Source organism: Aquirufa aurantiipilula (assembly GCF_019923745.1).
Lineage (GTDB): Bacteria > Bacteroidota > Bacteroidia > Cytophagales > Spirosomataceae > Aquirufa > Aquirufa aurantiipilula.
The window spans coordinates 1-21,912 of record NZ_JAANOG010000007.1 but is presented as its reverse complement, the minus strand read 5'-3'; the positions used below and the strand labels follow the sequence as shown (position 1 = coordinate 21,912).

Here is a 21,912-nt window from a genome sequence, read left to right as displayed (position 1 = left end):
CAATAATTTTTTTTGCATTAATCTTATATTATTCTAAGAAAACATATATATTTGTATAAATTTTCATAGTTAAATAGGTTTAGAGGTTAAATAAATAAGGCCAGAAGCATCTTCTGACCTTATTTTTATGCCCTAAAAGCCCCTTTTTAACTTACAGAAGCACCATTCCAAATTCCAGAATCAGGTTGAATAAAGGACAATTTGCCATCCTGTCCTTCTGCCATTAAGATCATTCCTTCACTTTCTAATCCCATCATTTTACGAGGAGCTAAGTTAGCCAAGAAGGTAACTTTTCTTCCAATAACTTCTTCTACCTGAAAATGCTCGGCAATTCCACTCAAAATAGTACGTTGACGTAAACCATCATCAACAGTCAACTTCAACAACTTCTTACTTTTCTCCATTTTTTCAGCCGCAATCACCTGACCAATACGAATATCCATCTTGGCGAAGCTATCAAAATCGATAGTTTCCTTGATTGGATTAGGCTGTTTCGACTGCAATAACATCTGTTGCTTGGTTTGATTCAATTTCTCTACCTGCAATTGAATGACATCATCCTCTAATTTCTCAAATAATAAACCTGGGTTATTCAAGGTTGTTCCAACAGGTATACTATCAAAATCACCCAAAAGAGACCATTCTGCTTTCTGAATTCCCAATGCATTTCTCAATTTTTGGGTAGTAAATGGTAAAAATGGTTCTAATGCAATACTTAGATGTGAAACCAATTGAATAGCATAATTGAGTACATGCCCTGCCTTTTCAGGATTTTCCTTCATCATCTTCCAAGGTTCTGCTTCCGCTAAATACTTATTTCCTAGTCGAGCTACTTCCATAGCATACACTAAAGCATCCCTAAATTTATAAGCTTCCAGGGCCGCAGCTAATTTATCTGGAATTTCAGCAAGCGCTTTCTTTAGTTCAATTTCAAGTTGCGTATCTTCCAATTTAGGTGGCACTTTTGACTCAAAGTTTTTATCTAAAAGCACAAATGCACGATTGACAAAATTGCCTAAAATTGCTACTAATTCAGAATTATTCTTTGTCTGAAAATCTGACCAGGTGAAATCAGCATCTTTAGTCTCAGGACTGGAAGCCGTTAAGGCATAGCGTAATACATCTTGTTTACCTGGGAACTCTTTCAAATATTCATGCAACCATACCGCCCAATTCCTAGATGTGGAAATTTTGTCTCCCTCTAGATTCATGAATTCGTTAGCAGGAACCTGATCAGCTAATTGATATTCCCCATGAGCCATACACATCGCTGGGAAAATCAAACAATGGAATACGATATTATCCTTTCCGATAAAATGAACAATGCGCGTATCTTTTTCTTTCCAGTATTTCTCCCAATCAGGTCTTAATTGACTTGTCATAGAAATGTAACCTATGGGAGCATCAAACCAAACATACAATACTTTCCCATCATTCCCCTCAATTGGCACAGGCACACCCCAAGACAAATCCCTGGTCATGGCACGTGGCTTTAATCCATCATTTAACCAAGATTTCACTTGACCTGATACGTTTGGTTTCCATTCTGGATGCGAGGCCACATATTTTTCCAATTCTGGCTGCCATTGATCGAGAGGCAAAAACCAGTTTTTGGTTGGTCGTAATGATGGAGCTGATCCACTTAAAGTAGACTTGGGATTAATCAATTCATTGGGCGACAAAGTGGTACCACATTTCTCACATTGATCTCCATAAGCACCAGGCTGGTGACAACTAGGACATTCCCCTGTGATGTATCGATCCGCTAAAAATTGACCAGCTTCTTCGTCGTAAAACTGCTCTGTCACTTCTTCAATGAATTTACCCTCTTGATATAGCTTCAAAAAGAAATCCTGAGAAAGCTTGTGATGAACAGGATCTGATGTTCGACCATATATATCAAAGGAAATACCAAAATCTTCAAATGATTGCTTAATTTCTTTATAGTAGTAATCCACTACTTCTTGTGGAGTTTTTCCTTCTTTTTGAGCTTTAATGGTGATTGGAACACCATGTTCATCGGTTCCAGAAACAAAAATTACATCCTTATTTTGTAGACGTAAAAAACGAACATAAATATCTGCAGGTAAATAACATCCGGCCAAATGACCAATATGAATAGGCCCATTGGCATAAATTAATGCTGCAGTAACAGTAGTTCGTTTAAATTCTGACATATCTATAAGTAAAATGAAATACAAATTTAGCTAAAAAACAGCATTTTGAACTCGAATAAATCTCTTAAAATCTTGAATTAAGGTTTGCATGTAAAAAAACAAAGAGTTATATTTGCGGACATTTTAAAAATCATTACGTACATGTTAATAATTTCAATCAAAGAAAACGAGTCAATAGACAAAGCATTAAAGCGATTCAAAAAGAAATTCGAGAAGACGGGTGTAGTTAAAGAATTGCGTAGAAGATCTGCTTTCGAAAAACCATCTATCGCTCGCCGTACTGAATTGATTCGTGCGTCTTACAAGCAAAAAACTTACGGGAATATCAATAACTAATTCCCCTAATTTCTAATAATTGACTACTTTCGAGTGATGAATTCGGACGTAGTCAATTTTTTTTTAGAACACCTATCGGTGGAGCGGCGATGCAGTCCGCACACGATTACCTCCTATGCGACTGATTTAAACCAGTTTAGCCTCTTTCTAAAAGAGCAGCATGGCTCTCCCCCCTTAAGTCAAGTATCATCCAGTCAAATTCGACTTTGGTTGGTTCATTTATCAGAGAACTCCCTTGAAAACCGTAGCATTAATAGAAAATTAGCTAGTCTACGTACCTTTTATAAATTTCTATTACAAAAAGGCATTATTCAGGAAAATCCCCTTTTAGCCATTCGAACCATCAAAACGAGAAAAAAGCTTCCTCAGTTTTTACGGGAAAGTGAAATGGCCGGGATTCCAAAAATGGATGATACAAATCAAGATTTTTCTAGTATCAGAGACCAACTGATTTTATACTTACTTTACGGAACAGGCATGCGTTTGGCAGAGCTTATTTCCTTGCAAAAAAGCCACATAAATCTGCCTCAAGCAACATTACGGGTATTGGGGAAAAGAAATAAAGAAAGGATTATTCCCATCCCTACTTTTTTGTTGCATCTGATTCAAACATATTTGACAATTTGCCCCTTTGAAAATGCGCATTTAATTGTCGACAACAAAGGAAAACCTGTGTATCCTATGTACGTACAAAGACTAGTCAAAAAGCAATTAGGCGAGATAAGCACTTTAGAGAAACTTTCTCCCCATGTACTACGACATACCTATGCAACACATTTATTGAACAATGGGGCTGATTTAAACGCCATTAAAGAGCTATTGGGACATGCTAACCTAGCTGCCACACAAGTGTACACTCACAATTCGATGGAAAAAATCAAGGAAATTTATGCTCAAGCTCACCCAAAAGCCTAATTCGGCAAGATCATAGGGCCTTGTTGGTTAATCGGAGAAACGAAGATATCCGATCCAATTCCCACGAAAGCAAATTGATTTCTCATGGCTTCAGCTACTTGATTAGCCGTTTCTTCTCCTTTAGATAATGCAAACAATGAAGGACCAGAACCAGAAATAGAACAACCCAAAGCTCCAGCTTGCAAAGCAGCTGCTTTAACCTCAGCAAATTGAGGAATTAAAATGGCTCTAGAAGGTTCTATGATGACATCAACCAAAGATCGACCTATCAAATCATAATCAGGCAACATTAATCCTGCGACCAAACCTGCTACGTTTCCCATCTGAGTGATGGTCGTAGATAAGGAAATTTCTTTATCCAAAATACCTCGAGCGTCTTTGGTATTTACTTCAATGTGTGGATGCACAATACTTGCATATAAATCAAGCGGTGTAGCAATTTGAATAATGTCCAAGGGTTGATAACTTCGAATAATGATGAATCCCCCCAATAAACTAGGTCCTACATTATCGGCATGAGCTGATCCACAGGCTACTCGTTCACCTTCCATGGCAAAAGGAAGTAATTCCTTCTGAGTCAATGGCTTACCCATTAATTCATTGGCAGCAAAAACTCCAGCTACCGCTGAAGCTGCTGAAGAGCCTAATCCAGAACCTAAAGGCATGTCTTTATGCAAAGACAAATTAAATCCTTGATCTTCCCGACCAATATGTGCTAAGTATTTTTGAATGGCTATTCCTGCCGTATTTTTAGCTACTTCCAATGGCAAGCGGCCCTCATCACCTGTAATTTCAATGATGCTAATTCCTGGTTCAGCACGTTTTTCTAAGACAATTTCGTCTCCAGGTCGATTCACCGCAAAACCAAAAATATCAAATCCACAAGCTACATTGGCTACCGTTGCAGGGGCATAAACACGTATCTTTTCCATATTATGCTAAATAGCTACCCATTGAAACAATATCAGCAAATACTCCTGAGGCAGTCACCTCGGCACCTGCTCCTGGTCCTTTAATCACCAAGGGTCTGTCGTGATATCGCTTGGTCGTAAATGCAATAACATTATCGGCTCCATCCATTTGATAAAAAGGATGTTGTGCATCAATTTCACGCAAACCAATATTGATTTTTTGATTTTCTAATGCGGCAATGTAACGTAAAACATGGCCTCTTTCCGCAGCCGAAGCTACCATTTTTTCAAAATAATCGTTGGCTTTCTCTAATTCCAAAAAGAAATCATCTACAGTAGCTGCTTGCTCACAGGCAGGTGGAATGATTTTTTCAATAGTGATATCGGAGAACTCAAGTTTTAAACCAATTTCACGACTTAAAATTAAGATTTTACGAGCCACATCCATTCCACTTAAATCTTCTCTAGGATCAGGTTCTGTATAACCTTTGGCTTTAGCTTCTCTCAATACTTCCGCAAATGAACGACCTGGTTTAAATTGATTGAATATAAAGGATAATGTACCAGACAATATACCTTCAATCTTCTCAAATCGATCTCCTGAAGCAATTAAACCTTGTAAAGTATTAATAACGGGCAATCCTGCACCAACATTGGTTTCGTACAAGAATTTAACCCCCTTTTCTAAAGCAGTTTGGTGTAATTCAGCATACAATGGATATGGGCCCGAATTGGCTACTTTATTAGGAGTTACTACAGATATATTCGATTTGAATAAACCTAAATAATGCGAATAAATTTGTTTATCAGCCGTACAATCCGCAAAGATTGAATTAGGCAAATTGAGTGCTTTTATTTTTTCAATAAATGCCGGCAAATCTTGAGATTTACCATGCTGAGCCAATTGATCCAAAGCTGTTTTGACATCAATTCCTTTTTCTTGAATTAGTTGTTGTCTAGAATTAGCAATACCAACCAATTTCACTTTTAGTCCGCGATATTTGGCTAAATAGCGCTCTTGACCTGCTAATTGATCCAATAATGTTTTTCCAATTAATCCAGTACCCACTAAAAACAAATGCAATGTTTTTAACTTCGAGAAGAAGAAGGTTTCATGGATAACATTCAACGCTTTGGATAAATCTTTCTGCTCAATTACAACAGATATATTCAATTCGGAAGACCCTTGGGCAGTTGCCACAATGTTAATTCCGTTTTTACCTAAGACAGAAAATAGTTTACCGCTGACACCTGTGTGCTTACGCATCCCTTCTCCCACGACAGCAATAACCGACAAATTGGATTGAATATCAATCCCTTCAATATCACCCATTAACATCTCCTGAGCGAATTCTGCTTCCAAAATTTCTCTAACTCGGTCAGCATTTTGAGGCTCAATAGCAAAACAAATCGAATGCTCAGATGAAGCCTGGGAAATTAAAATAACTGATATTTTTTCACGAGCTAAAACGGTAAATAGTTTAGCAGAAACACCAGCTACACCGATCATTCCAGACCCTTGTAAATTGACTAGGGCCAAAGAATCGATGGAACTGATTCCCGTAATAATGTAAGGATTAGGCTTTTGGTCTTTACTTACAACGGTTCCTTTAAAGTTCAGATTAAACGTATTCAAAACCCGAATAGGTATATTCTTTGCGAAAGCCGGTTGTAAGGAAGGAGGATAAATCACTTTGGCCCCAAAGTGAGTCAATTCCATAGCTTCCGCATAACTTATGGAAGGAATGGTAAAGGCATTTGTCACTTTACGAGGATCGGCAGTCATCATGCCATCCACATCCGTCCAAATTTCTATTTCTTTTACATCCAAAGCCGCACCAATAACCGAAGCCGTATAATCAGAACCTCCACGACCTAATGTGGTTGTTTCACCATGAGCATTGGACCCAATAAATCCAGTTATCAAACAGATTTCGTTGCTGTGCTGCTCAAAAAATGCCTGAATTAAGGTATTGGTTTGATTGAAATCAACCTCTGATTTACCAAAGGTATCATTGGTTTTTATGAACTGACGGGCATCAACAAAAAGAACAGGCAAGCCTTTTTCTTTTAAAATAGCCGTAATCAAAGAGGTAGATAATCTCTCACCAAAACTAACCAGTAGGTCGGAGGTTTTGGGAGAATTTTCTTTGACTAAGGCTATACCCTTTAAAACGTCCCTTAATTCATTGACTAAGGTTCGGATATGAGCTATAACTTGGGATTGTCCTTTAAGAGGAATGAAGTGCTTGATGACCTCAAAATGCCTCGTTTCGATGGATTCAATCAATGGCAAATAAGGTTCTTTACCTTGTGATGCCCATTTACCTGCCTCTAACAACGAGTTGGTAACTCCGCTCATTGCGGAAAATACCACGGCAAACTGTTTTGATGATTTCCAATTGGATTCAATGACAGATAAGACGGATTGGATACTCTCTACGCTTCCACAACTGGTCCCTCCGAATTTTAAAATTTTTTCCATTAATAAAGAAGAGAAAATGATACTTGCCTCTACAAACAGGCAAGAATTCGACAAATATACGAGATTAGGCTGTATTATTCCCTATAATTCGATGGCCGCCTCGTCTCCTTTTGGATATTTTTCGATAGTTTTCTGAAAGAACGGATATATTTCCATCGACTTCAAAAACGGCTAGATTGACATCTTCCATTTTTTCGACGCCATGCTCACGAATAGCGGCTTCCAATTCTTCAATAGTTAAACTTGCTTCTTTCAAACCATCAGGTTTTAAAACACCTTGATAAATCAACATAATGGGTTCTCCATCGATGGCCTTAGACCATGATTTATTGGAAGTAATAATTTTCTTGAAAAGAAAATTCATCAAAAAAAGTGCCATGGCAGCCACCAAGCCACCCATTAAGCTAGCATCTTCTCCCACCATGGCTGTTTGTACAGAATTGGAAATCAGTAAGATGAAGACCACATCTACCACCGATAATTGAGCAAACTCACGCTTCCCAAAAAGACGAATAGCCGCCACGATGAACACGTAGACGGCTATTGATTTAAGGGCAATAAGGATATAGCCCTCCATGTTATTTTTTCTTTTCTGCTGCCATCACCATAGATAGGTTCAATTTAGCGGCTAAATCATATACATTCGTCAATTCCTGAACCGTTTGATTCCGATCCATTCTTACAATTAAAGTCGCTGCTTTTTTAGCAGAAACAGCTTGCGTCAATTCCGACTCTAAATTGGAAAAATCAACAGGATTATCATCAATAAAGTAATTCCGATTTTCATCCACTGTCAAGCGAACCACTTCATTGGCTGGAGTTGGCGCAGGTTTTGCTGTTTCTGGAAGCAATAACTTAATGGCATCTGGTGAAGCTAAGGTAGAAATCATTAAGAAGAACATCAGCAAGAAAAATAAAATATCTGCCAATGCACCTGTTTCAACTTCCGAGGCTTCTCTATTTCGTTTTCTAAAATTCATACCTCTTAAACTTTATTAGCTGGTTTATGAAGGATATCTAAGAAATCAATCGCAGTAATTTCCATTTTATTGATCGTACGATCGATCATGGTCATTAATAAGGTATATAAAACATAGGCAATGATACCTACAATTAAGCCCGAAGCCGAGGTCACCATTTTCTCATAAATACCTCCTGCAATGGTAGAAATATCAATTTTATTGGAAATGGAGATATTGTGGAACGTACGAATCATACCCGTAACAGTTCCTAAGAATCCAAACATAGGAGCGATACGTGCAATAGCACTTAAGATTCCTAAATTCTTTTCCATGTTATAAATCTCCACTTTAGCCTTATTTTCAATAGCCGTTTCAATATCACGAATAGGAGAACCTAAGCGACTTAAACCTTTCTCTAATAATTTGGCGATGGGATATTGTGAAGTTTTACAATATGTAATGGCACCTTGAACATTCCCATTGACCAACATATCATTTATCGTATGCAAGAAATTCTCATCCAACTTGGCTGTTTTGCGTATGTACAAATAGCGCTCAATGAATAGGAATACCGCTCCAGCAAATAAGAATCCGATTGGATACATCACATATCCTCCTTTTCCTAAAAGATCAAGCACAGAAAACTCTTCAACCACCTTGGTAGCTTGTTGAACGGGCTGAGCATTGACAATGGAATCGGAAACGGCAGCGGACACTGAATCGAGAGTCGAACCTGCTTGAAGTAGAATGGAAGCTAGCGATAAAGCCATAAAAGATTAGTCTTAAATAAGGTTTACAATTGTTTACAAGTTTACGATTTTTTTTTCAAAATCTCTAGTCCTATTTATCGGCCTGAGATTGCAAATAAAACCAATATCCCTCTTTTAGGCTAAACGTTGAAATCCACATTTCAGGTATGTTATATCTTTGTAAAACTTGAGAAATTAGGGTATTTGCATAAGGTAAGATGCTGGCTCTAAACTTTTTCATGCCTGGCATTTTGACTCTTTCATCATACGAAATTTGCTCAATATGAACCTTATTTGCATAAAATTGAGGAATTGACAAGGGATAGGCGCTCATTGAGGACAACTTCTCCGTACCTGCTTGAGCCAATTGTAGGTCAAGCAATGTTTCGAATGCTCCAGCAGCTCCAATTAAAACTTGAGGCTTATTATGTTGACACAAGTGATCTAAAGGCCCCAGAGCTTGTTGGATGTATGCCACTAAAGGTCCTGACAGACGCTCATGAAATTCTCCTTGATCGTGAAATAAAGATTGTAATTGAAGGCCACCTATTTCTAGACTTATTTTTCCTAGTACTTGACTCCCTTGAAATAAGATAAATTCCACACTTCCGCCGCCTATATCCATCACTAAACTAGTGGCTTTCCAAGGATCAGGTAAGGAAGAGCAAATACCTTGATAAATTAATTCAGCCTCCCATATTCCCGAGATGACCTCCACTTGAATCCCTACTTCCTCTTGAATTTTATCCAAGAATTCAGGTGTATTTTTAGCTCGTCTAATGATGCTGGTACCTAGCGCATTAATTTGATTATCTGGACATTGATACGCATTGGCAATTTGCTTAAACTCCTTCAAGGTAAGTATCGCTCTTTCTATGGCATCTTCTTGTAATATATCCGATCCCATGGCACCTTTCCCTAAAGAAACAGGTCTTTGTTCATGTGCCAAAACGTTCATTCTTCCGTCAGATTCGCTCTTTTGTGCAATTAATAATTGGAACGTATTCGTACCTAAGTCTATTATCGCTCGAGGCTTCATCATTATTTCTATTTTGGAACAAAATTAATCCCAATTGAGGTTAAAGTCCTGAATTATTTTCTTTATTTTAGAGGAAACGTTCGCTTCCTCCATCTCAACAAAAATTTATGCTGGATCCAAACTATGATGAAAACAAGGAAGACTTACAATCTTCCGTTCAGCGTTTCGAAAAAATGATTTATCAGCATGAAAATTCATTTTTTGATGTCGAGACCTTAGAACAAATTGCCGAGCACTATTTTGTTCATGCCAAATTCGAAGAAGCATTAAAGGCTTGCGATTTAGGCTTGACTCATTTCCCATATACTTTGGAGTTAATTTCATTGAAAGCACAGATTCTTGGGGACATGCAAAAGCCCGAGGAAGGAATGGAATTAATTGAAAACGCCATTTTATTATTCCCAACTGATTTAGAAATCATGTTGGTAAAAGGCTCTTTACTGAGTCAAATGCAACAGCATGAAGCGGCCGTAGAAGTGTTTTTGGTTGCCTTGGAAATAGCTGAAGAAAAAGATGAAGTCTATTTTCGACTAGGACTAACCTATCATGCATGGTCCAAACCGAGAGAGGCGGTGGATATGTTCAAAAAAGCCCTGGAAATCAATCCTGAAAATGAAAATGCCCTCGTGGAATTGGCTAATTCTTTGGATGATATTGGCAAGATTGAGGAAAGTATCCCTTTTTATAAGCAATTTATCGATGAGGACCCTTTTTCCTATACCGCTTGGTATAATTTAGGTATTGCGTATTCAAAACTTAAGCAATACGAAAAAGCGATAGATTCCTACGAGTATTCATTGGCCATTGAGCCGACTTTTGGTTCATCCTTATTCAATCTTGGTAATACGCACATGAACCTTCAGGATTATGTGCAAGCGGAAGAAAATTACCGACAATGCCTAAAATATGATGAGCCCAATCCGGAATTGTATTGCTGCTTAGGAGCAAGTTTAGAACGACAAAAGAAATTTAACGAGGCTATTGAGTTCTACAAAGAAGCCATTAAAATCGACCCACTATGGGATGAAGGTTATTATGGTTTGGCTGTGTGCTTAACGGAATTAGACAAATGGTTTGAAGCACTTCATTTTCTAAAGAAATCACTGAAACTGAATGAGACTAATCCACTTTATTGGACAGGATTAGCGGATGTAGAAGCCTACTTAGGCAATACACTTTCAGCAGATGAAGCCTATCAAAAATCCATTGAATTAGATTCATTCTTTGCTCCAACCTGGATTAAATGGGCTCAATTGCATTTTGAATTAGAAGATTATGAAAAATCGGCAGACATCATGTTATCTGCCATAGATGAATTACCCGAAGAAGCAGAATTATATTATCGATCTGCTGTTTATTTAATCAAAGCTGGTCAATTCAAAGATGCATTTCATTTTCTTGAATCTGGACTTCTTTTGGATTATGATAAACATGAAGTCATTTTTGAATTTTTCCCCAATTTAGAGACTCAAAAGGCTATTTTTAAACTAATACAGCAGTATAAGAAATAACCTTACATGTAGTTTTAAAACCATTGGTAATTAATTGCTAGAATATTCCTCCATATTTTGGCATTTTCCATACTTATTTAATTCCCAACCCTAATTTTTATGAAAAGAACATTTCTCATTGCACTCTTGTATGTAATTGGTATTCAAGGCATACAGGCTCAACAAAAATCAAAAACAATAAGCTCTGCACCTAAAACATCCAATGTTGCAGCGAAAACAAGTTCATTAACAATTCCTGAAAAAATCACTTCTGCGGAAGGAATCACGGAATACCGCTTAGGCAATGGTTTGAAAGTTTTATTGTTTCCAGACCCTTCCAAGCAAACCATTACTGTAAATATTACTTATTTAGTCGGTTCACGCCATGAAGGATATGGTGAAACAGGTATGTCACACTTATTGGAACATATGGTATTTAAGGGTACCAAAGAGAAACATAAAGATGTGGCAAAAGAAATCACGGATCACGGAGCTCAGTTTAATGGGACAACTTGGTTAGATCGTACTAATTACTTTGAAACATTTGCTGCCACGGATGAAAATCTAGATTGGGCATTGGATATGGAAGCAGATCGAATGATTAATTCTAGAATTGCCAAAAGTGAGTTAGAAACTGAAATGACAGTGGTAAGGAATGAGTTTGAAATGGGAGAAAATGATCCTGGTTCTGTGTTAAGTGACCGAATCGTTTCTACAGCTTTCTTATGGCACAACTATGGTAATTCTACCATTGGTGCTCGTTCTGATATTGAAAAAGTGCCTATCGAGAACTTACAAGCATATTATAAGAAATATTACCAACCAGACAATGCCGTTTTATTGGTTGCTGGCAAATTTGATCCAGTGAAAACCTTGAGTTTAATTAATCAAAAATTCGGAGTTATACCTAAACCTGAACGTGTATTAACGAAGACCTTTACTGCAGAACCAACTCAAGATGGAGAGCGTCAAGTTACACTTCGTCGTGTAGGAGATGTTCAAGCTGTAGGTGCTGCTTACCACATTCCATCCGGTTTGCATCCAGACTACATTGCTTGTGATGTATTTGTAGATTTGTTGACCGATGCCCCATCAGGAAGACTTTACAAAGCTTTGATTGATACGAAAAAGGCAGCTTCTCAATTTGGATATAGTTTCCAATTAAAAGAGCCAGGTTTGGTGTATTTTGGTGCCGAAGTACCAAAAGATAAATCAGCTGATTCCGTGAGAACCATCATGTTGGAGACCATTGAGCAATTTGCTAAGACCCCTCCTACTCAAGCTGATGTTGATCGTATTAAACTAAAAAACATCAAAAACATAGAGTTATTGTTAAACAATGCTCAACGTGTTGGCGTAGGTTTATCAGAATACATTGCTCAAGGAGATTGGCGTTTACTTTTTCATACGAGAAATATCGTTGAGAAAATTACAGCAGAAGATGTGCAACGCGTAGCACAAAAGTATTTCAAAGCTTCCAACCGAACTTCAGGTATTTTCTACCCAACAGAAAAACCCGATCGTGCTGAAATTCCAGATGCTAAAGACGCAGAAGATATTTTAAAAGATTTCAAAGGAAGAGCAGCCGTAGCTGAGGGTGAAGCATTTGATCCATCTCCAAGCAACATTGATGCCAGAACTAAAAAAGAAACCATTGGTTCGGTTAAAGTTGCTTTATTACCTAAGAAAACAAGAGGTAATTCTGTGTATGCTCGTATGACCTTGAGATTTGGCGATGAAAAATCCTTATTGGGAACAGCAACAGCAGCTGATTTAGCCGCAGATATGTTAACCAAAGGAACTTCAAAACATACCCGTCAACAATTCCAAGATGAATTAGATAAGTTAAAAGCACGTGTTTCCATTACAGGAGGAGCTACTCAGGCTAATGTATCTATAGAAACGACTCGTGATAATTTGGTTCCTGCCTTGAAATTAGTTGCAGAGGCGCTAAAAACACCTGTTTTTCCAGCTGATGAATTTGAAAAATTAAAACAAGAAAATTTAACGCAAATTGATGCTCAAAAAAGTGACCCACAAGCGAAAGCTATAGAGGCATTAAACCAAGTTAGAACAGGACATTATGCTAAAAATGATGTACGTTATAATCCTACTTTGGCTGAGCAAACTGCGCTTTACAGTGCAGCTAAATTAGAAGAAGCGGTTTCATTCTACAAGAATTTTTATGGTGCAAGTTCAGCTACTTTCTCAGCGGTTGGAGATTTTGATGAGAATGAAGTAAAAGAATTAATTAAAACGGAATTTTCAACTTGGAAATCACCAAAGCCATATACTAGAATTCCAGAAATAGTGGCTGATGTTAAACCAGTTATTAAATCCATTGAAACTCCTGATAAAGCAAATGCCTTTTTTGTTGCATATCAACCATTGAAAATATCTGATACTGACCCGGATTATGCAGCAATGGAAATTAGTAATTACATTTTAGGAGGAAGTCCTGGTCTTGCTAACCGTTTAATGGGAAGAATTCGTCAAAAAGAAGGTTTATCGTATGGAGTTGGATCTCAATTTAGCGCCCACCCAATTGATAAATCAGGTAGCTTCTTAACTTATGCTATCTATGCACCTGAGAATTTAGCCAAATTGGAAGCTGCTTTCAAGGAGGAGGTAGAAAAGGTTTTAAAAGATGGTTATACAGAAAAAGAAATCGAAGAAGCTAAGAAATCATGGTTACAAGCTAGACAGGTGGCTCGTTCTCAGGATAATTCTTTAAGCAATTCATTGAATAACAATTTATTCTTGAATCGTAGTTTAAAATTCTCTGAAGAATTAGACAAAAAAGTAAATTCATTAACTTCTGATCAAATCTTGCAAGCAACACGCAAGACCTTGGACTTATTAAAAATGTCTTTGATCAAAGCAGGAGATTATGAAGGTGCTGCTAAGAAAAAAGCAGCTAAAGCCGAAACTGCACCAAGTAATACAGGTGCTGTAGGCGGTGCTCCTAAGCCCTAGTATAAAGCCCTAGCACCGCTAGGGCTCAATTAGAACCAAAAGCTCAAAAGTACTAGGGCTCAATCAGAACAAAAAGCCCTAGCAATGCTAGGGCTCAATCAGAACTAAAAACCCAAAAGAGCTAGGTCTCAATCAGAACCAAAAGCCCTAGCAGTTCTAGGGCTCAATCAAAACCAAAAGACCTAGAAGTGCTTGGGCTCATATAAAATAAAAAGCCGAAGCATTAAGCTTCGGCTTTTTTATACTAACAAAATTCCTCAAAAACGCCTTCCAAATGAGCTGAGATTAATTCAGCAGATCGGCCTTCTATATGATGACGCTCAACAAAGTGAACTAACTCTCCATCTTTAAATAAAGCGATGGATGGAGATGATGGAGGATAAGGCAAAGTATATTCTCTCGCCTTTTGCGTAGCTTCTTGATCTACACCAGCAAAAACAGTGACCAAGGTGTCAGGTTTTTTGATTGATGCTGCTACAGCTTCTTTCACACCTGGACGAGCCGTACGTGCCGAACAACCACAAACTGAATTGATAAACAACAAAGTTGTACCTGGTTTAGCTAAAACTTCTTCAACTTCAGAGGCTTGTTTCAATTCTTGAAATCCCCCTTCTACGATATCCATCCTCATAGGATGTACTAAATGTTCTGGATACATATTAATCTATTTAAATTTGAATGTGATAATCATTTACATAAAGCCAAGTTCTAATTTGGCCACTTCCGACATCATATCTTGAGAATATGGTGGATCAAAAGTCAATTCTACGGAAACCTCAGCTACTCCTTCAATCTCTCGAATTGCCTTTTCAATATCCACTGGGATACTTTCTGCCGAAGGACATGATGGAGAAGTTAAGGTCATCAAAACGTAAACATTATTGACTGGAAATATCTTGATTTCATATATCAGACCCAATTCGTATACATCTACAGGAATCTCTGGATCGTATACTGTTTTGATGGCCTGAACAACCTTTTCCTTTAAATCTGCCTCAGTTAGCACTGAACTTGGTGTGGTATTTTCCATATCTTAAGCTTGTGAAGAATAGGCAAGTGCATAATTTTTCATTTGTTTTACCATGGACAACAAACCATTGGATCTAGTTTGAGCCAAATGTTGACTCATTCCTATCCGATCAATGAAGTATAAATCGGCTTTCATGATATCAGCTGGACTGTGCCCAGATAAAACTCGAATCAACATACTAATCAATCCTTTTACAATAACAGCTTCCGAATCTGCTTGAAAAATCAATTTTCCATCTTGCATGAAAGCATGAAGCCAAACGCGACTTTGGCAACCTTTAATGACATTTTCTTCGGTCTTAAATTCATCTGACAAACCAGGTAATTTTTTACCTAAATCAATCAAGTATTCATACTTATCAGCCCAATCGTCAAAAAGACCAAACTCTTCAATCAATTCTTCCTGTGTATCGTTTATACTCAAAGCCATATTACAATAACATCGTTACTACTCGTTTCAAACAAGCAACAAATCGGTCAATTTCCTCTTTGGTATTGTAGAACGAGAATGAAGCTCTACAAGTTCCAGGTATATCAAATCGCTGCATCAAAGGCTGAGCACAATGGTGCCCTGTTCTTATCGCAATTCCAAATTTGTCCAACAATACACCTATGTCTTGAGGATGAGTTCCTTCAATCAGGAAACTTATAACCGCAATTTTATTAGGTGCTGTTCCAATTATTTTTAAACCCTCAATTTGACTTAATTGTTCTGTTGCATAGCTTAATAATGCATTTTCTTGCTCTTCTACCCATCCCTTTTCCAAAGAATTCAGGTAATCAAAAGAGGCCGAAAAGGCAATTACATCCGCTATATTTGGCGTACCAGCTTCAAATTTATAAGGTAATTCGTTGTAGGTTGTTCCAGTAAAACTCACCTCTTTAATCATCTCTCCTCCTCCTTGATATGGAGGCATAGATTCCAATAAGTCTCGTTTACCATACAGAACACCTACGCCTGTTGGGCCAAATAATTTATGGGCTGAGAAGGCAAAAAAGTCCATATCAAAGCGTTGCACATCCATTTCCATATGAGCTACGGATTGAGCCCCATCTATTAAAATCTTAGCACCATGGGCATGAGCTAAAGCAATCATCTCTTGAATGGGATTGATTGTTCCGATGGCATTGGAAACGTGGTTTACTGCAACAAGCTTAACCGTATTTTCTTGCAATAATTTTTGGTATGCATCTAAATCCAATACTCCTGAATCCAGCACAGGAATAACCAAAACCTCTGCACCTTTTTCTAATGCAATCATTTGCCAAGGTACAATGTTGGAATGATGCTCTAAATTAGAAACAAGAATTTTATCTCCAGCCTCAAAATTAGCTCTACCAAAAGTTTGAGCTACCAAATTGATACTAGCCGTAGTTCCTGAGGTAAATATGATTTGATCACTAGATGCTGCATGTAAAAATAATTGAATCTTTTTACGTGTCAATTCAAACGCCGCAGTAGCTCTTTCTGCCAAAGCATGTATACCTCTATGAATATTGGCATTATCTTCCGAATAATACTTATTCAACGCATCTAGAACAAGCTTAGGTTTTTGTGTGGTGGCAGCATTATCAAAATAAATCAAAGGCGAACCATTGACTTGTTGGTCTAAAACAGGGAAATCTTTACGTATTTGTTCAATGCTGGCCATGGTACTAATTTGACAAATCAACAGACTGTTGAATTTTAGCTACTATTTTTTCGGTTAGAGACTCTCTCAAAACAGGATGTTCTACCTTGTTGATTACTTCCTGAACAAATGCAAGCAATAATAAAGTTCTGGCAGCTGGTAAAGAAATACCTCTAGAACGCATGTAAAACAAGGCCTCTTCGTTCAATTGGCCTGTGGTAGTACCATGTGAACATTTCACATCGTCTGCCCAAATTTCCAATTGTGGTTTGGTGTTCATAGTAGCTCGAGTAGAGGCTAATACATTTCGGCACGATTGAAAAGCGTTGGTTTTTTGTGCGTCTTGACGAACGAAAATCTTTCCATTGAACACGCCTGTGGCATTTCCCATCAATACTCCTTTGTATAATTCATTGGATTCTGCATGGGGCATACGGTGATCTACTACTGTATGTGAATCCATCAATTGATTTTCTCCAGGAACGTATAAACCGTTCAAATTGGATACTACTTGCGAACCATCAATATAAAAATGTAAATTATTGCGAATCAACGATGCATTCAAGGAAAAAGTAAAGGTATCAACCTGGCTACCTTCTGCTTGATAAATAAACGTATGATCTATGTGACTAACTCCTTGTTGAAAATCTTGATCCTTCAAATAGGTAAATTGAGCACCTTTGGAAACAAAAATCTCTTGAACGAAATTCGATAGAATATCTGCCGAACCAGTGGAAGTTTGTTGCTCAATAAAGCTAGCTTTCGCTCCTTCTTCTACATAAATTAATAGTCGCGATTGTACAGAAGTAGCTTTATCGCTGGAATTCACTTGATATTGATGTAGAATTGCTTGTGTTATTTCAACATCTTTCTTAATCCAAATAACAATATGCTCTGGGCAAAGAGCCACATTTAAATCATATAAAGAATTTTGATCTAAAATGGGATTCTTGTTGGCCCAAATTTCCTGAAATTCAGGGCATTTTTGAATAAAATCATCAAAACTTAAGACCTCAATTCCATCATTTGAACTAGCCTTATCTATGCTCCAATGAGCATCCGAAGACCGAATGATTAATTCTGCCCAATCGGCTGAAACAGGCATATTTGACTTTCCTTTGGGAAACCAATTCCTGTCAATTCCATTAAAATCTTTCAATGAAGTATATTTCCACTCTTCCCATTTAGATGTAGGAAAACCTTTGGCCAAAAATTGACTTAGAGCTTTACCTTGTTCTGACTCTAAACCAAGGGTTTGGGCAATATCTTGTAATGTGGTACTTAATTCAGCTGATAACATATCTTATTGATCTACTTCAGATTTAATCCAATCATAACCTCTCTCTTCTAATTCCAAAGCCAGTTCTTTGGTTCCCGACTTCACGATACGCCCTTTATAAAGTACATGGACATAATCTGGAACGATATAATCCAATAAACGTTGGTAGTGGGTTACAACAATAGTTGCATTGTTAGGGCTTTTCAATTTATTCACACCTTCAGCCACAATGCGCAAAGCGTCAATATCTAATCCAGAATCAGTCTCATCTAAAATGGCTAATTTAGGGTCTAAAACAGCCATTTGGAAGATTTCGTTACGCTTCTTCTCCCCTCCTGAAAAACCTTCATTTAAGGCTCTACTTAATAGAGATTGGTCGATATTCACATAAGCCATTTTTTCTTTGAACATCTTCAAAAACTGAACAGCATCCATCGGATCTTCTCCTCGGTATTTTCGAATTTCATTTACAGCGGACTTCAAGAAATTGGTAGTAGATACGCCTGGAATTTCAACAGGATACTGAAAGGCTAAGAAAATACCTTCTGCGGCTCTAGCTTCAGGAGCTAAATCCAACAAGTCTTTACCTAAAAACTGTACCGAACCTTCAGTCACTTCATAATCTTCACGACCCGCCAAAACGGACGCTAAAGTAGATTTACCCGAACCATTAGGTCCCATGATGGCATGTACTTCACCAGCTTTTACTTCTAAATCAATTCCACGTAATATTTCTTTTTCTCCAATAGAAGCATGTAAATTTTTAATTGACAGCATAATGTTTGTATTTGATTCTTGCTTTGAATCACAAAATTATAACCTATACCTTGGAAAAACCATAGCTTATTTAGATTCACTCTAAACAATAGCAATTATTCTCCATTTTTTTTCTAAATTTGTATCCAATTCAAAATTCATCACCATGATAACGATATCTGATTTAGCAGCCGACCGTATTAAAGAGTTAAGATCTAAAGAAGGTTTAACGGAAGAATACAATATCCGTGTAGCGGTAGAGGGAGGTGGATGTTCGGGTTTAATGTATCAACTGGATTTTGCGGCTGAACCACAAAGCTCTGATATGATTTTCGAAGATAAAGGAGTTAAAGTGATGGTCGATAAAAAATCTATACTTTATCTAGCTGGCACTGAATTGGATTTTTCTGATGGCTTAAATGGCAAAGGATTTCAATTCAAAAACCCGAATGCGTCACGTACTTGTGGTTGCGGAGAAAGTTTCTCTATTTAAAATTTCATTAAAAAGCTAGAATTGACTGACGGCCTTCTAAGATATAAGGTTGCATCATGTGGTATACTCGATGTATAGGTAGCCCCATAACGGTGTAGAATGATCCTTCGAGTCGACTAATACCTACCATACCTATAAAATCTTGGACACCATAGGCTCCAGCTTTATCCAAGGATGAACCTCCTTTGACATACCAATCAATCTCCCAATCTAATAGTTTTCTAAAAGAAACTATGGCCCGATCCACCTGAGTATCAATTCCTCCTGGTCCTATCAAAGATATCCCTGTATAAACCTCATGGTCTTTACCTGATAATTGCAACAACATGTCTCTTGCTTCCTGCTTGTCGACCGGCTTATTTAGTATTTGGCCTTCAACCACTACTATCGTATCAGCCGCCAGAATTAATTGATTGGGGCAAGATTCAGCTAAGACCTTTGCCTTTTTTTCTGCCAATATCCCTGGCACCTCGTTAATCTGCCAAGAGGCATCAATGGATTCATCGATGTCCGCAGGTAAAATCGAAAAATCAAAACCTGCTTGCGTTAATATTTCCTTTCGACGAGGAGAATTGGACGCTAAAATCAGGGGATATTGTAAAGAAAGTGAACTTGACATGATTCAAAAATACATGATTTTGCTTCATTCAGGCCTATTTTGAAAAAAAATATTTAAAAACATTTGTATTTAATGTAATTACATTTAATTTTGCAACATCAATTTATACTGATATGGGAATTGAAAGCGAATTGCAACAAAGCAACTTTGTCTCAGAAGAGGCCAAAGCGATTGTCAATGTGATTTTTACAGGAAACTGGATGGCTTACCAGCAACAGGAATTATTGAAACCCTACGACCTTTCGATGCAACAGTACAATGTACTTCGCATTCTAAGAGGTCAAAATGGGAAACCTATGACGGTATTGGCTATCATTGAACGCATGATGGATCGTACCTCCAACGCCTCTCGATTAGTCGACAAATTGGTAGAAAAAAAATGGGTATTACGCAGGGAGTGCCCTAATGACCGCAGAGCAGTGGACGTACTGATACTTCCAGAAGGATTAGCTCTACTCGAACAATTGGATGAAGTTCAAAATCAATGGGTTAATCGTTTTAGCCATATGAGCCAAGATGATTTAGTCAAGTTAAATGAACTTTTAGACCATTTTAGAAATTAAACACGTATTACTTTCATCAACAATATATTTCTTTAACAATTAATTACAACCCTTTTAAAATTTAACAACAATGAAAAAAGTAAGCTTTATTCTTTCCGCCTTAGCCTTCATGGCATTTACTAATCAAACAATTGCTGCACCTAGTACAAGTCCAGTTTCCACAAAAGCGAGTAGCATTGTTTGGAATGCTAAAAAAGTAACTGGAGAACACACAGGAACAATTGGTATTTCAGCAGGTAAATTAGTAGTAAACAAAAATCAAATCACGGGTGGTAATTTCACCATTGATATGAAATCGATTGTATGTAAGGACATTACTGATCCAGAATACAACAAGAAATTTGTAGGTCATATTTCTTCAGGTGACTTTTTTGAAATTGAAAAATTCCCAACAGCTCAGTTTGTTATCACCAAAGTAGTGGGTAACCAAATTTCTGGCAATTTGACCATCAAAGGAATTACAAAAGCAATCTCTTTCCCTGCTCAGATAGCTGTAAACAAGGGCAAAGTGAGCGCAAAAGCGAATATCACCATTGACCGTACGGATTATGACATCAAATTTGGTTCTAAGAAATTCTTTGAATCAATCGGTGACAAGGCCATCTTTGACGATTTCACTTTAGCTGTGAATTTGGTTTCTGAATAAAACAATTTTTAAGCTTAGCCTGTTAGAAGGGCTAAGCTTTGTTCCACATTATATACCCTAAAAAACATGTCCTTAGTAGATGCTTTGCAATGGCGCTATGCTGCCAAAAGAATGAACGGAAAAAAAGTAGACTCATCTAAAATTGATTCGCTTTTATCTGCTATTCAATTATCTGCGTCTGGATTTGGTTTACAACCATACCAAATCTTAGTGATCGAAAATGAAGATTTAAAAGCAAAGATTCAACCTGCTGCCTTTAATCAACCTCAGATTGTTGAATCTTCCCATTTATTAGTATTTGCTGCTTGGAATGAAGTAACTGCAGAAAAAATTGATGCATTCATTCAATTGGTATCAGAAACTAGAAATGTTGACATCGCTGACTTAAAAGCATATAAAGATGCCATTGCTGGCTCTTTACTTAGCAGACCTGTAGAAGACCAAGTTAAGTGGATGGATAAACAAGTTTATTTAGCCATGGGTACAGCTTTAGCTGCAGCAGCTAAACTTGAGATAGATAGTACTCCAATGGAAGGTTTCAAACCTGCTGAAGTAGATGTTATTTTAAATCTGAAAGAAAAAGGTTTACATGCTGTTTTAATGTTGGCAGTGGGTGAGCGCGATGAAGTATCTGACTTTATGGTCAATGCCAAAAAGGTTCGCTGGCCTAAAGAAGAACTATTTATGCACATTGTTTAATTGGCATAAACCATAAAAAAAGGTCTCCGAAAGTGAACTGCACCCAATTGTTTGGACAAAATTAAACAATTGATTTTAGATAATGAGCTCGGTATTGTACCGGGCTCATTGCATTTAAGTTCATTTTTATTCTTTCATGGTTATAATAGTTAATGTA

23 protein-coding genes are annotated in these 21,912 nt (G+C 37.4%); 8 read left to right on the top strand and 15 right to left on the bottom strand.

The genetic code is table 11. From position 1 onward, the window contains the following. Nucleotides 1-146: 146 nt before the first annotated feature. Nucleotides 147-2,177 (bottom strand): methionine--tRNA ligase, encoded by a 2,031-nt coding sequence (gene metG / locus G9H60_RS08965; protein ID WP_223143721.1) that lies wholly within the window; start codon nt 2,175-2,177, stop codon nt 147-149. 141 nt (nt 2,178-2,318) lie between these two features. Here metG and rpsU point away from each other — a divergent pair, with 141 nt between their 5' ends. Next, a complete protein-coding gene (rpsU, locus tag G9H60_RS08960; protein WP_109323208.1) occupies nt 2,319-2,513 on the top strand; it encodes a 30S ribosomal protein S21 in 195 nt (64 codons plus the stop codon). Between the two features lie 36 nt (nt 2,514-2,549). Next, nucleotides 2,550-3,428 (top strand): tyrosine-type recombinase/integrase, encoded by an 879-nt coding sequence (locus tag G9H60_RS08955; RefSeq protein WP_223143720.1) that lies wholly within the window; start codon nt 2,550-2,552, stop codon nt 3,426-3,428. Here the strand turns inward: G9H60_RS08955 and G9H60_RS08950 are convergent. The 6 genes from G9H60_RS08950 to G9H60_RS08925 form a co-directional block, all read right to left on the bottom strand. Next, on the bottom strand, nt 3,425-4,360 hold the full coding sequence (locus G9H60_RS08950; protein WP_223143719.1) for a homoserine kinase: 936 nt from the start codon (nt 4,358-4,360) through the stop codon (nt 3,425-3,427). The two genes, G9H60_RS08955 and G9H60_RS08950, sit on opposite strands and share 4 nt — an antisense overlap. A 1-nt stretch (nt 4,361) precedes the next feature. Beyond that, nucleotides 4,362-6,824, bottom strand: coding sequence for a bifunctional aspartate kinase/homoserine dehydrogenase I (gene thrA / locus G9H60_RS08945; RefSeq protein WP_223143855.1), 2,463 nt, complete (start codon nt 6,822-6,824; stop codon nt 4,362-4,364). Between the two features lie 64 nt (nt 6,825-6,888). After that, nucleotides 6,889-7,401 carry a DUF421 domain-containing protein gene (locus G9H60_RS08940; protein WP_223143718.1) on the bottom strand — a complete coding sequence of 171 codons (513 nt, stop codon included), beginning with the start codon at nt 7,399-7,401 and terminating at the stop codon, nt 6,889-6,891. Nucleotide 7,402: 1 nt separating this feature from the next. Continuing rightward, on the bottom strand, nt 7,403-7,804 hold the full coding sequence (locus G9H60_RS08935) for an ExbD/TolR family protein (RefSeq protein WP_223143717.1): 402 nt from the start codon (nt 7,802-7,804) through the stop codon (nt 7,403-7,405). Between the two features lie 5 nt (nt 7,805-7,809). Beyond that, nucleotides 7,810-8,556 (bottom strand): MotA/TolQ/ExbB proton channel family protein, encoded by a 747-nt coding sequence (locus G9H60_RS08930; protein WP_109323214.1) that lies wholly within the window; start codon nt 8,554-8,556, stop codon nt 7,810-7,812. A gap of 70 nt (nt 8,557-8,626) precedes the next feature. Beyond that, nucleotides 8,627-9,577 (bottom strand): Ppx/GppA phosphatase family protein, encoded by a 951-nt coding sequence (locus G9H60_RS08925; RefSeq protein WP_223143716.1) that lies wholly within the window; start codon nt 9,575-9,577, stop codon nt 8,627-8,629. A gap of 104 nt (nt 9,578-9,681) precedes the next feature. Between G9H60_RS08925 and G9H60_RS08920 the strand changes: the two genes are divergently transcribed. Both G9H60_RS08920 and G9H60_RS08915 read left to right on the top strand, forming a co-directional pair. After that, complete coding sequence (locus tag G9H60_RS08920; protein WP_223143715.1) at nt 9,682-11,085, top strand: tetratricopeptide repeat protein; 1,404 nt, start codon at nt 9,682-9,684, stop codon at nt 11,083-11,085. Nucleotides 11,086-11,184: 99 nt separating this feature from the next. Beyond that, nucleotides 11,185-14,040 carry a M16 family metallopeptidase gene (locus tag G9H60_RS08915; RefSeq protein ID WP_223143714.1) on the top strand — a complete coding sequence of 952 codons (2,856 nt, stop codon included), beginning with the start codon at nt 11,185-11,187 and terminating at the stop codon, nt 14,038-14,040. Between the two features lie 244 nt (nt 14,041-14,284). Here the strand turns inward: G9H60_RS08915 and G9H60_RS08910 are convergent, their stop codons facing one another. The 6 genes from G9H60_RS08910 to sufC are packed head-to-tail and all read right to left on the bottom strand — an operon-like array spanning nt 14,285 to nt 18,756. Further along, on the bottom strand, nt 14,285-14,698 hold the full coding sequence (locus G9H60_RS08910) for a BrxA/BrxB family bacilliredoxin (RefSeq protein ID WP_223143713.1): 414 nt from the start codon (nt 14,696-14,698) through the stop codon (nt 14,285-14,287). Between the two features lie 33 nt (nt 14,699-14,731). After that, nucleotides 14,732-15,070 (bottom strand): iron-sulfur cluster assembly protein, encoded by a 339-nt coding sequence (locus G9H60_RS08905; protein WP_109323219.1) that lies wholly within the window; start codon nt 15,068-15,070, stop codon nt 14,732-14,734. Between the two features lie 3 nt (nt 15,071-15,073). After that, the gene (locus G9H60_RS08900; protein ID WP_223143854.1) at nt 15,074-15,493 is read right to left on the bottom strand and encodes a SufE family protein; all 420 of its coding nucleotides are present in this window, start codon (nt 15,491-15,493) and stop codon (nt 15,074-15,076) included. Nucleotides 15,494-15,500: 7 nt separating this feature from the next. Beyond that, nucleotides 15,501-16,721 carry an aminotransferase class V-fold PLP-dependent enzyme gene (locus G9H60_RS08895; protein WP_223143712.1) on the bottom strand — a complete coding sequence of 407 codons (1,221 nt, stop codon included), beginning with the start codon at nt 16,719-16,721 and terminating at the stop codon, nt 15,501-15,503. Nucleotides 16,722-16,725: 4 nt separating this feature from the next. Beyond that, complete coding sequence (gene sufD, locus G9H60_RS08890; RefSeq protein ID WP_223143711.1) at nt 16,726-18,000, bottom strand: Fe-S cluster assembly protein SufD; 1,275 nt, start codon at nt 17,998-18,000, stop codon at nt 16,726-16,728. 3 nt (nt 18,001-18,003) lie between these two features. Further along, a complete protein-coding gene (gene sufC / locus G9H60_RS08885) occupies nt 18,004-18,756 on the bottom strand; it encodes a Fe-S cluster assembly ATPase SufC (RefSeq protein WP_223143710.1) in 753 nt (250 codons plus the stop codon). A gap of 145 nt (nt 18,757-18,901) precedes the next feature. On the opposite strand from sufC, the gene G9H60_RS08880 reads away from it, so the two are divergent. Then, nucleotides 18,902-19,228 (top strand): HesB/IscA family protein, encoded by a 327-nt coding sequence (locus G9H60_RS08880; RefSeq protein ID WP_109323223.1) that lies wholly within the window; start codon nt 18,902-18,904, stop codon nt 19,226-19,228. Between the two features lie 7 nt (nt 19,229-19,235). Here the strand turns inward: G9H60_RS08880 and G9H60_RS08875 are convergent, their stop codons facing one another. After that, nucleotides 19,236-19,847 (bottom strand): Maf family protein, encoded by a 612-nt coding sequence (locus G9H60_RS08875; protein ID WP_223143709.1) that lies wholly within the window; start codon nt 19,845-19,847, stop codon nt 19,236-19,238. Nucleotides 19,848-19,960: 113 nt separating this feature from the next. On the opposite strand from G9H60_RS08875, the gene G9H60_RS08870 reads away from it, so the two are divergent. The 3 genes from G9H60_RS08870 (at nt 19,961) to G9H60_RS08860 (ending at nt 21,755) form a co-directional block, all read left to right on the top strand. Further along, the gene (locus G9H60_RS08870) at nt 19,961-20,410 is read left to right on the top strand and encodes a MarR family winged helix-turn-helix transcriptional regulator (protein ID WP_223143708.1); all 450 of its coding nucleotides are present in this window, start codon (nt 19,961-19,963) and stop codon (nt 20,408-20,410) included. Between the two features lie 70 nt (nt 20,411-20,480). Further along, nucleotides 20,481-21,056, top strand: coding sequence for a YceI family protein (locus G9H60_RS08865; RefSeq protein ID WP_223143707.1), 576 nt, complete (start codon nt 20,481-20,483; stop codon nt 21,054-21,056). Between the two features lie 66 nt (nt 21,057-21,122). Continuing rightward, nucleotides 21,123-21,755 (top strand): NAD(P)H-dependent oxidoreductase, encoded by a 633-nt coding sequence (locus tag G9H60_RS08860; RefSeq protein ID WP_223143706.1) that lies wholly within the window; start codon nt 21,123-21,125, stop codon nt 21,753-21,755. Nucleotides 21,756-21,816: 61 nt separating this feature from the next. Here the strand turns inward: G9H60_RS08860 and G9H60_RS08855 are convergent. Next, nucleotides 21,817-21,912: IS3 family transposase (locus G9H60_RS08855; protein ID WP_223143853.1), on the bottom strand; the 96-nt coding region annotated here is incomplete at its 5' end.

Coding starts and splice junctions, on each gene's coding strand:
- metG (WP_223143721.1), bottom strand. CDS start 2,177: ATGTCAGAATTTAAACGAACTACTGTTACTGCAGCATTAATTTATGCC.
- rpsU (WP_109323208.1), top strand. CDS start 2,319: ATGTTAATAATTTCAATCAAAGAAAACGAGTCAATAGACAAAGCATTA.
- G9H60_RS08955 (WP_223143720.1), top strand. CDS start 2,550: ATGAATTCGGACGTAGTCAATTTTTTTTTAGAACACCTATCGGTGGAG.
- G9H60_RS08950 (WP_223143719.1), bottom strand. CDS start 4,360: ATGGAAAAGATACGTGTTTATGCCCCTGCAACGGTAGCCAATGTAGCT.
- thrA (WP_223143855.1), bottom strand. CDS start 6,824: ATGGAAAAAATTTTAAAATTCGGAGGGACCAGTTGTGGAAGCGTAGAG.
- G9H60_RS08940 (WP_223143718.1), bottom strand. CDS start 7,401: ATGGAGGGCTATATCCTTATTGCCCTTAAATCAATAGCCGTCTACGTG.
- G9H60_RS08935 (WP_223143717.1), bottom strand. CDS start 7,804: ATGAATTTTAGAAAACGAAATAGAGAAGCCTCGGAAGTTGAAACAGGT.
- G9H60_RS08930 (WP_109323214.1), bottom strand. CDS start 8,556: ATGGCTTTATCGCTAGCTTCCATTCTACTTCAAGCAGGTTCGACTCTC.
- G9H60_RS08925 (WP_223143716.1), bottom strand. CDS start 9,577: ATGATGAAGCCTCGAGCGATAATAGACTTAGGTACGAATACGTTCCAA.
- G9H60_RS08920 (WP_223143715.1), top strand. CDS start 9,682: ATGCTGGATCCAAACTATGATGAAAACAAGGAAGACTTACAATCTTCC.
- G9H60_RS08915 (WP_223143714.1), top strand. CDS start 11,185: ATGAAAAGAACATTTCTCATTGCACTCTTGTATGTAATTGGTATTCAA.
- G9H60_RS08910 (WP_223143713.1), bottom strand. CDS start 14,698: ATGTATCCAGAACATTTAGTACATCCTATGAGGATGGATATCGTAGAA.
- G9H60_RS08905 (WP_109323219.1), bottom strand. CDS start 15,070: ATGGAAAATACCACACCAAGTTCAGTGCTAACTGAGGCAGATTTAAAG.
- G9H60_RS08895 (WP_223143712.1), bottom strand. CDS start 16,721: ATGGCCAGCATTGAACAAATACGTAAAGATTTCCCTGTTTTAGACCAA.
- sufD (WP_223143711.1), bottom strand. CDS start 18,000: ATGTTATCAGCTGAATTAAGTACCACATTACAAGATATTGCCCAAACC.
- sufC (WP_223143710.1), bottom strand. CDS start 18,756: ATGCTGTCAATTAAAAATTTACATGCTTCTATTGGAGAAAAAGAAATA.
- G9H60_RS08880 (WP_109323223.1), top strand. CDS start 18,902: ATGATAACGATATCTGATTTAGCAGCCGACCGTATTAAAGAGTTAAGA.
- G9H60_RS08875 (WP_223143709.1), bottom strand. CDS start 19,847: ATGTCAAGTTCACTTTCTTTACAATATCCCCTGATTTTAGCGTCCAAT.
- G9H60_RS08870 (WP_223143708.1), top strand. CDS start 19,961: ATGGGAATTGAAAGCGAATTGCAACAAAGCAACTTTGTCTCAGAAGAG.
- G9H60_RS08865 (WP_223143707.1), top strand. CDS start 20,481: ATGAAAAAAGTAAGCTTTATTCTTTCCGCCTTAGCCTTCATGGCATTT.
- G9H60_RS08860 (WP_223143706.1), top strand. CDS start 21,123: ATGTCCTTAGTAGATGCTTTGCAATGGCGCTATGCTGCCAAAAGAATG.